Origin of the sequence: Pseudomonas baetica, assembly GCF_051216495.1 — a bacterium.
In the GTDB taxonomy this organism is placed as follows: domain Bacteria; phylum Pseudomonadota; class Gammaproteobacteria; order Pseudomonadales; family Pseudomonadaceae; genus Aquipseudomonas; species Aquipseudomonas baetica_B.
The window spans coordinates 1-6,861 of sequence record NZ_JBPKAM010000187.1 but is presented as its reverse complement, the minus strand read 5'-3'; the positions used below and the strand labels follow the sequence as shown (position 1 = coordinate 6,861).

General features: G+C 61.3%; 6 protein-coding genes. 1 reads left to right on the top strand and 5 read right to left on the bottom strand.

Annotated elements, in window-relative coordinates; all coding sequences use genetic code 11:
- Positions 1-84 precede the first annotated feature (84 nt).
- Both ACSFE6_RS30635 and ACSFE6_RS30630 read right to left on the bottom strand, forming a co-directional pair.
- Positions 85-843, bottom strand: coding sequence for a CHAD domain-containing protein (locus ACSFE6_RS30635; protein WP_435431116.1), 759 nt, complete (start codon positions 841-843; stop codon positions 85-87).
- 127 nt (positions 844-970) lie between these two features.
- Entirely contained in the window at positions 971-1,249 is a 279-nt protein-coding gene (locus ACSFE6_RS30630) for a hypothetical protein (RefSeq protein ID WP_435431115.1), read from the bottom strand.
- Positions 1,250-1,447: 198 nt separating this feature from the next.
- Here ACSFE6_RS30630 and ACSFE6_RS30625 point away from each other — a divergent pair, with 198 nt between their 5' ends.
- On the top strand, positions 1,448-2,488 hold the full coding sequence (locus ACSFE6_RS30625) for a patatin-like phospholipase family protein (protein WP_435431114.1): 1,041 nt from the start codon (positions 1,448-1,450) through the stop codon (positions 2,486-2,488).
- A gap of 144 nt (positions 2,489-2,632) precedes the next feature.
- On the opposite strand, the gene ACSFE6_RS30620 is transcribed toward ACSFE6_RS30625, so the two are convergent.
- The 3 genes from ACSFE6_RS30620 to kdpC form a co-directional block, all read right to left on the bottom strand.
- Positions 2,633-3,331 carry a response regulator gene (locus tag ACSFE6_RS30620; protein WP_435431113.1) on the bottom strand — a complete coding sequence of 233 codons (699 nt, stop codon included), beginning with the start codon at positions 3,329-3,331 and terminating at the stop codon, positions 2,633-2,635.
- A 68-nt stretch (positions 3,332-3,399) separates the two neighbouring features.
- A complete protein-coding gene (locus ACSFE6_RS30615) occupies positions 3,400-6,045 on the bottom strand; it encodes a DUF4118 domain-containing protein (protein WP_435431112.1) in 2,646 nt (881 codons plus the stop codon).
- A 130-nt stretch (positions 6,046-6,175) separates the two neighbouring features.
- Positions 6,176-6,721: a potassium-transporting ATPase subunit KdpC gene (kdpC, locus tag ACSFE6_RS30610; RefSeq protein ID WP_435431111.1), complete on the bottom strand. Its 546-nt coding sequence runs from the start codon at positions 6,719-6,721 to the stop codon at positions 6,176-6,178.
- Between the last annotated feature and the right edge of the window lie 140 nt (positions 6,722-6,861).

The following is a 6,861-nucleotide window of genomic DNA, read 5'->3' as shown; positions in this document are numbered from 1 at the left end:
AATGCATACTGTCAGTTGAATCAATGCTGGCTGACACTCCGCCTTCGCGAGCAGGCTCGCTCCCACAGAGGAAATCCCGCGGAATCAGGATTTGAAACAAGCCTTGCTGAGTTTTTCGAGCACGCGGTCGGCGCGCTGTTCGGCCTCCGCCATGGCGGTTCTCCAAGTTGCAACACAAGGCTGCAAATCCACTTCGTGTTCCGCCACCGTCAACCATTGCAGGCAATCGTGCCACTCGCCCAACGCCCCCTGAGCCGATTTCAGCCGGGGTAATGCCTTCTGCGGCAAACGATCCAGCTCGGGATAGGCTTCGATGCCATAACGCACACGCTTGATCAACAAGCGCAAGCGATGACGGTCGTGGGCGGGATCATGCAAGGCTTTATCCAGTTTCTGCCATTGCTTGGCCAGGCGTTTTTCGATGGTTTTGTCCAAGCCCTTGAGCAACCGCTGACGCTGGGCCGCTCGCAGGAAACGCGGGAAAGCATCGAGGATCAGCAGCAATTGCGTCAGCTCCGTGCTCGTCGCCACGGCCGGATAGGCCTGGGCCATCTGCACCATGCGCCGCCGTGCGGCTTCGGGTTGATCATGCTGAAGCAGATAGGCCGCCAATACCTCACGATCACGCAATGGGGTGGTCAGAGCGCCTACATGGGAGGCTGCCGCCTCCAACTGTTCAACGCCGGGCAAGCCGCGCAACGGCCGCAGCAGGCTGCGCAACCGTCGCACCGTGATGCGCAGGTCGTGCAAGGCTTCGGGATCGGTAAGGGCATTCAAACGTGCCTGACAAGCCAACAGGCGAACTTCCAGGCCGAGGACATGGGCCACCAACCGGTCGATCATGGGGGTTACTCCCTAAACAACACAAAAACTGTAGGCGTTGGCTTGCCTGCAATAGCGTCCTCAAGATCGCGAAGACAGTTGAGGCCGAATCGCCAGCAAGCCGGCTCCTACAGGGTTAGCATTGTTTTCAACGACCCGCGCGGGATTCACGAATATAAAAACGCGCCTTCTGGGCTTTTTGGGTGCAACCTTCGAACCCTTCGAACTGCTGTTGGGTCTTGGCCGCGGTCAATAACGACAGGGCCTTGGAGTAGCTGACGGTTCCGGCGAAACCTTCGGCCTTGGCCAGGTCCAGTTCATGCCATGCGGCATCGAGGTTGCTGCCGCAGCTATCACGATAAGCGGTTTTACCGGCACAACCGGCCAGTGCCAGGGCAATCAGTGGCACACAGATCCAGGCTTTCATCACTTACACCTCAAAGTATGGGAAACAGTCATGCACGTAGGACGGCCTAACGCGGTAAAAGTGCCGTTCATCGCCTGCGCAAACTATACCGCCCTATGCTGTCGAAAAAACGACGCACTCACTTCAGCAAGCGACCTGAACGATTGAAGCACGCCCCTCGATGGGTGCATTGTTCAATCATTGGAACGAGGGCGATTCATGAAAAAGCGTGTCGCACTGGTGCTGGGCTCGGGTGGAGCCCGGGGTTATGCCCATATTGGCGTCATCCAGGAGATCGAACGGCGTGGTTATGACATCGCCTGCATTGCCGGTTGCTCCATGGGAGCGGTGGTCGGTGGCATCTACGCGGCCGGCAAACTGGATGATTATCGCAACTGGATCGAGAGCCTGGATTACCTCGACGTGTTGCGCCTGGTGGATGTCAGTTTCCGCCTGGGCGCAATCCGGGGCGAAAAGGTGTTCGGGCAAATCCGCAAGATCGTCGGCGAGATCAACATCGAAGACCTGCGCATTCCCTACACGGCCGTGGCCACCGACCTGACCAACCAGCAGGAAATCTGGTTCCAGGAAGGTTGCCTGCACCAGGCCATGCGTGCCTCGGCGGCGATTCCCAGCCTGTTTACCCCGGTGATGCAGGGCAATCGCATGCTGGTGGATGGCGGCATTCTCAACCCGTTGCCGATCGTGCCGGTGGTGTCGAGCCATTGCGATTTGATCATCGCGGTCAACCTCAACTCCACCAACCAGCGTCACTATCAAATGCCGGTGATCCAGCGCCCCGCCGCGTTCAAGACCCGATTCGACAGTTTGATCAGCTCGCTCGGTTCAAAGATGCCGTTCCGGCGCAAACAGGCCGAGCAGTTACTGCGGCTGGAAAAAGAAGCCTTGATGGCCGAAGCCGCCGAGATCAACCCCTGGGTCGAGTCCGCCGAACCTGAAGCCCAGCAACCGGCAGCCGCCCCTGAACGCGACGGCGCGCCGAAGTCCGCCACCGGATCGTTCATCATTGACAACGTGGGGCCTGCGTCCTTGCTGGACCTGATCAACCAGAGTTTCGAGGTGATGCAGACGTCGCTTGCGCAGTACAAAATTGCCGGATATCCGCCGGATATCCTCATCAACGTGCCGAAGCGTGTGTGCCGGTTTTTCGAGTTCTACAAGGCGCCGGAGTTGATTGCGCTGGGAAGGGAGATTGCGCGGGATACCTTGGATCGCTATGAGAATGAGCGCGAGTCTTGAAGTTTCTCGAGCGAATGATCCGGCCCTTTCGCGAGCAGGCTCGCTCCCACATGGAGTCTGAGCCAGACACAAATCTTGTGAACGCCAAGGATCCCCTGTGGGAGCGAGCCTGCTCGCGAAAGCGTCAGGTCAAACAACACAGAACTAAAGGCCACCCTCACTCAACAACCGATACCCCACCCCCGCCTCGGTCACGATAAACCTTGGCTGGGTCGGATCGTCCGCCAGCTTCTGCCGCAGATGCCCGACCACGATCCGCAAGTAATGGCTGTCTTCGGTGTGGGTCGGCCCCCAGATGTCCTTGAGCAATTGCTGCTGAGTGATGACCCGCCCCGGATGCCGCGCCAGTTGCGCCAGCACGGCGTACTCCTTGCGGGTCAGGGCGACTTCATTGCCATCGAGCAACACCCGGCGATAGGCCAGGTCCACCGTCAACGGGCCGAAGGTGAGTGCCGCTTGCTGCGCTTCGCCCACAGGCGCCTGACGCAACAGCGCACGTATGCGCGCCAAAAATTCCTGAATACCGAAGGGTTTGGTCACATAGTCATTCGCGCCGCCGTCCAGGGCTTCGACTTTCTGACCTTCATTGGCTCGCACCGAGAGCACCAGCACCGGCACCTTGGACCATTCGCGAAACTCACTCAGGACCTGTTGGCCGTCCATATCCGGCAGACCGAGGTCGAGCACCAACAGGTCCGGCTTGTTCAGCGCGGCCTGGGCCAGTCCTTCGTTGCCGGTACCCGCCTCCAGCACTTTGTAGCCCTGGGAGACGAGGCTGATGCGCAGGAATTTGCGAATCTGTGGCTCATCGTCGATCACCAAAATGGTCGCGGTCTGGCTCATGAATTCCCATCAACAAAGAAAATTGGCAAAAGAGTAGCGCACGCACGTTCAAGCTTCACCTTCGTTACTTAATTTTCAAAAGCAGGCTGCGCCTGTAATGGCAAATGCAAGGTGATGCAGGTGCCATGCCCGTCGATGCCGTCAGCGACGCTGATCCGCCCGCCATGAGCGCCGACCATGCCCTGACAGATTGCCAGCCCCAACCCGGTGCCCTGCCCGCCACGGTCGCCGCGAGCGGCGGTGTAGAACATGTCGAAAATTTTCTCCCGCTCCGCTTCCGGTATCCCCGGGCCTTCGTCGCTCACCGAGAAAAACAGCTCAGTGTCGTCAGCTCCGGCCTTCAATTGCAGGCGTCCATGGGATGGCGAAAAACGCGCAGCGTTTTCCAGCACATTGATCAACGCCTGCTCGATCAGCGCTGCATGAACGAACAACAATGGCAGTTGCGCCGGGACTTCGGTCATGACCTGCAAGGGCGCCAGCACCGCGCGCAGGCGATTGAGCGCACTGCCGACGATGTCCGCCGGCGATACCCAGTCCCTCGCCAGCTTCAGCGCCCCGTGACCGAGGCGAGTCATGTCCAGCAGGTTTTGAATGTAGCGGTCCAGGCGTTCGGCTTCATCGCGGGTGCCTTCAAGCAGTTCGCGACGGTCTTCCAGCGGGATCGCTTCGCCCAGGGCCAACAGACTGTCGATGCTTCCGCGCATGGACGTCAGCGGTGTGCGCAAATCGTGGGACACCGAGGCCAGCAAGGCACTGCGTAGTTGTTCGGTTTCGCCGTGCAGCCGCGCGGCTTCCAGGTCGTCGGCCAATTGTGCGCGGGCCAGTGCCTGGGCCAACGGCTGGCTCAACGCGGTCAACAAGCGTCGGCGCTGGCCGGTCAAGGTCTGGCCCTCTTTGGCACACACGCCGAGCAACGCCAGCGGACCGTCCTCCACCGACAACGGCCACCACCACCAGCGCCCGAACGGCAAGGTGCCGGTGCCTGCCCCCGCCGGCTGGTCGTGTTGCCAGGCCCAATCGGCGGCTGCGCGCTCGGCTTCGCTGAATTCCAGCGGGCCACCGGTTTCGACTTTCCAGCCGTTCTGCCCGTCGCGATTGAGCAGACACAACTGCAAATCGCTCCAGCCCTCCAGGTGATGGGCAGCCGCATTGACCACGGCTTGCCGGTCAGTGGCGGCCGTCAGTTTGCGCGACAGATCGAGCAGTTCGGTGGTCTCTTCCTGGGTGTCGCGCAAGGCCTGTAATTGCCGCCGTTGTCGCGCCGCGAGGTTGCCGGTGAGAGCGGCCATCAGCAGGAAGAACAGCAAAGTCAGCACGTCTTCTTCGCGCTGGATGTGGAAGGAAAAATTCGGTGGAATGAACAGAAAGTCATAGGTCAAAAACGACAGCGCGGCACAGAACAGCGCCGGGCCGAGGCTGCTGCGTACCGCCACCAGCAACACGGCAGCAAGAAACACCAGCGAAATATTCGGCAGCGCCAAGACACTCGCCACCGCCCACGCCAGGGCACTGGCCGACACCGTCGCTACCACGGCCAAGGCATAGTCGAACCACACCAGCGACTGTATCGAAGGCTGCCGTGGCTGATGCGGCATGTGCTCGCCGTCGATGACGCTGATTTCCAGGCCGCTAGAAATGCGCAACAGTCGCGCCGCCAAGCCTCCACCGAACAGACGCCGGCGCAGACGCGGCCGGGACTGCCCCACCAACAGTAACGTGGCGCGGCGTTCGGCGGCGTGCTGGATCAGGGTTTTCGCCACCTCGCCGGCCCGCAGCAACACCACTTCACCACCCAGGCGTTCAGCCAGTTGCTGGGCACTTTGCAACCGCAGGCGCGATTGCTCGTCACGCACGCTGCCGTTGTCCACATGCACCAGACTCCATGGCAGATGCCGACGCTGGGCAACACGGCTGGCGTGACGTACCAACCGTTCGGCCTGGGCATCGCCATCGATACCCACCAAGAGACGACCGCGTACTGCTGGTGCCGCCTGACCGAGCTGGCGATACCCCTGGGCCAGATCGTTGTCGACCTGGGCCGCAGCGGTTTGCATCGCCAGTTCCCGTAGCGCGGTGAGATTGGTCTGGGAGAAATACGCATCGATGGCCGCCCGCGCCTGCTCTGGCACATAGACCTTACCGTCGCGCAGACGCTCCAGCAGCTCCCGCGGGGGCAAGTCGATCAGCAGCAACTCATAGGCTTCTTGCAGGACCCAGTCCGGCAGGGTTTCGCGGACCTGTACGCCGGTAATGCCGCGCACCTGATCGTTAAGACTTTCCAGGTGCTGGACGTTGACGGTGGTGTACACATCAATGCCGGCGGCGAGCAGTTCCTGGATGTCTTGCCAGCGCTTGGCGTGGCGGCTGCCGGGGGCGTTGCTGTGGGCCAGTTCATCCACCAGCACCAGTTTCGGCTTGGCGGCGAGCAAGCCGTCGAGGTCCATTTCTTCGAGCATCACGCCCCGGTATTCGGAGCGCACCAGCGGTTGCTGCGGCAGGCCGCCGAGCAACGCTTCGGTTTCCGCGCGGCCATGGGTTTCGACCACGCCGGCGATGAGCTTCACGCCTTGACGTAGTTGGGTGTGGGCCGCTTGCAGCATGGCGTAGGTCTTGCCGACCCCGGGTGCGGCACCGAGAAAAACCTTGAGCCGGCCACGGCCATCGCGGGGCAGGTTGGCTAACAGCGCGTCGGCGCGGCCGGAGTCGCTCATGCTTGGGGATCTCTTTTTTCAGGTGTTGATTGTGTGCCTTCAAGGCCGCCTTCGCGAGCAGGCTCGCTCCCACATTGGAATGCATTTTCCTGTGGGAGCGGGCTTGCTCGCGAATGGCCGCGCCGCCGATTTACAGCTTTTCCAGCGCCAGATTCAACTCCAGCACATTCACCACCGGCGGCCCTATCAACGGCTGCTCGATGTGCGCATCCAACAGGTTTTGCAGGGTCGACACCGGCAGGTTGCGCGCTGCGGCGACACGTGCCAGTTGATAGGCAATCGCGGCCGGTGGCAAGTGCGGATCCAGACCGCTGCCGGAGGTAGTGAGCATGGCCAGTGGCACTGGCCCCTGACCGGGTACCCGTTGTTTGTTGGCGTCGTCGATCACGCGAGTGGCCAGGGCCGGGTTGCTCGGCGACAGGTTGCTGGCACCGCTCGACACCGTGGCAAACGCACCGGCCGATGGCCGTGGATGGAACCAGGCGTCGCCGACGAAATCCTGGGCAATCAGTGATGAGCCACGGACCTTGCCGTCGGCATCGCGGACCAGGCTGCCATTGGCCTGATCCGGGAATGCAACCTGGGCCACGCCGGTGACCACCAGGGGATAGGCGACGCCGGTGATCAGGGTCATCAGGACCAACAGGCTCAGGGCCGGGCGTATCATTGTGGACATTTCAAAATCCTCGAATTCGTTGAACAAATACGGCGTTCAGTCAGTTGCATCGTGTTGTGGTCTTCGCGAGGAGGGGGGGCTCCCCAAGGGGAGGTGGGGGTTGTGTTGGGGGGGGGACTGCTTTGGAAGGGGGGGTTGTT

What these genes read in the sequence shown, in the direction of transcription:
- ACSFE6_RS30635 (WP_435431116.1), bottom strand. Translation starts at nt 843, where the DNA reads ATGATCGACCGGTTGGTGGCCCATGTCCTCGGCCTGGAAGTTCGCCTG.
- ACSFE6_RS30630 (WP_435431115.1), bottom strand. Translation starts at nt 1,249, where the DNA reads ATGAAAGCCTGGATCTGTGTGCCACTGATTGCCCTGGCACTGGCCGGT.
- ACSFE6_RS30625 (WP_435431114.1), top strand. Translation starts at nt 1,448, where the DNA reads ATGAAAAAGCGTGTCGCACTGGTGCTGGGCTCGGGTGGAGCCCGGGGT.
- ACSFE6_RS30620 (WP_435431113.1), bottom strand. Translation starts at nt 3,331, where the DNA reads ATGAGCCAGACCGCGACCATTTTGGTGATCGACGATGAGCCACAGATT.
- ACSFE6_RS30615 (WP_435431112.1), bottom strand. Translation starts at nt 6,045, where the DNA reads ATGAGCGACTCCGGCCGCGCCGACGCGCTGTTAGCCAACCTGCCCCGC.
- kdpC (WP_435431111.1), bottom strand. Translation starts at nt 6,721, where the DNA reads ATGTCCACAATGATACGCCCGGCCCTGAGCCTGTTGGTCCTGATGACC.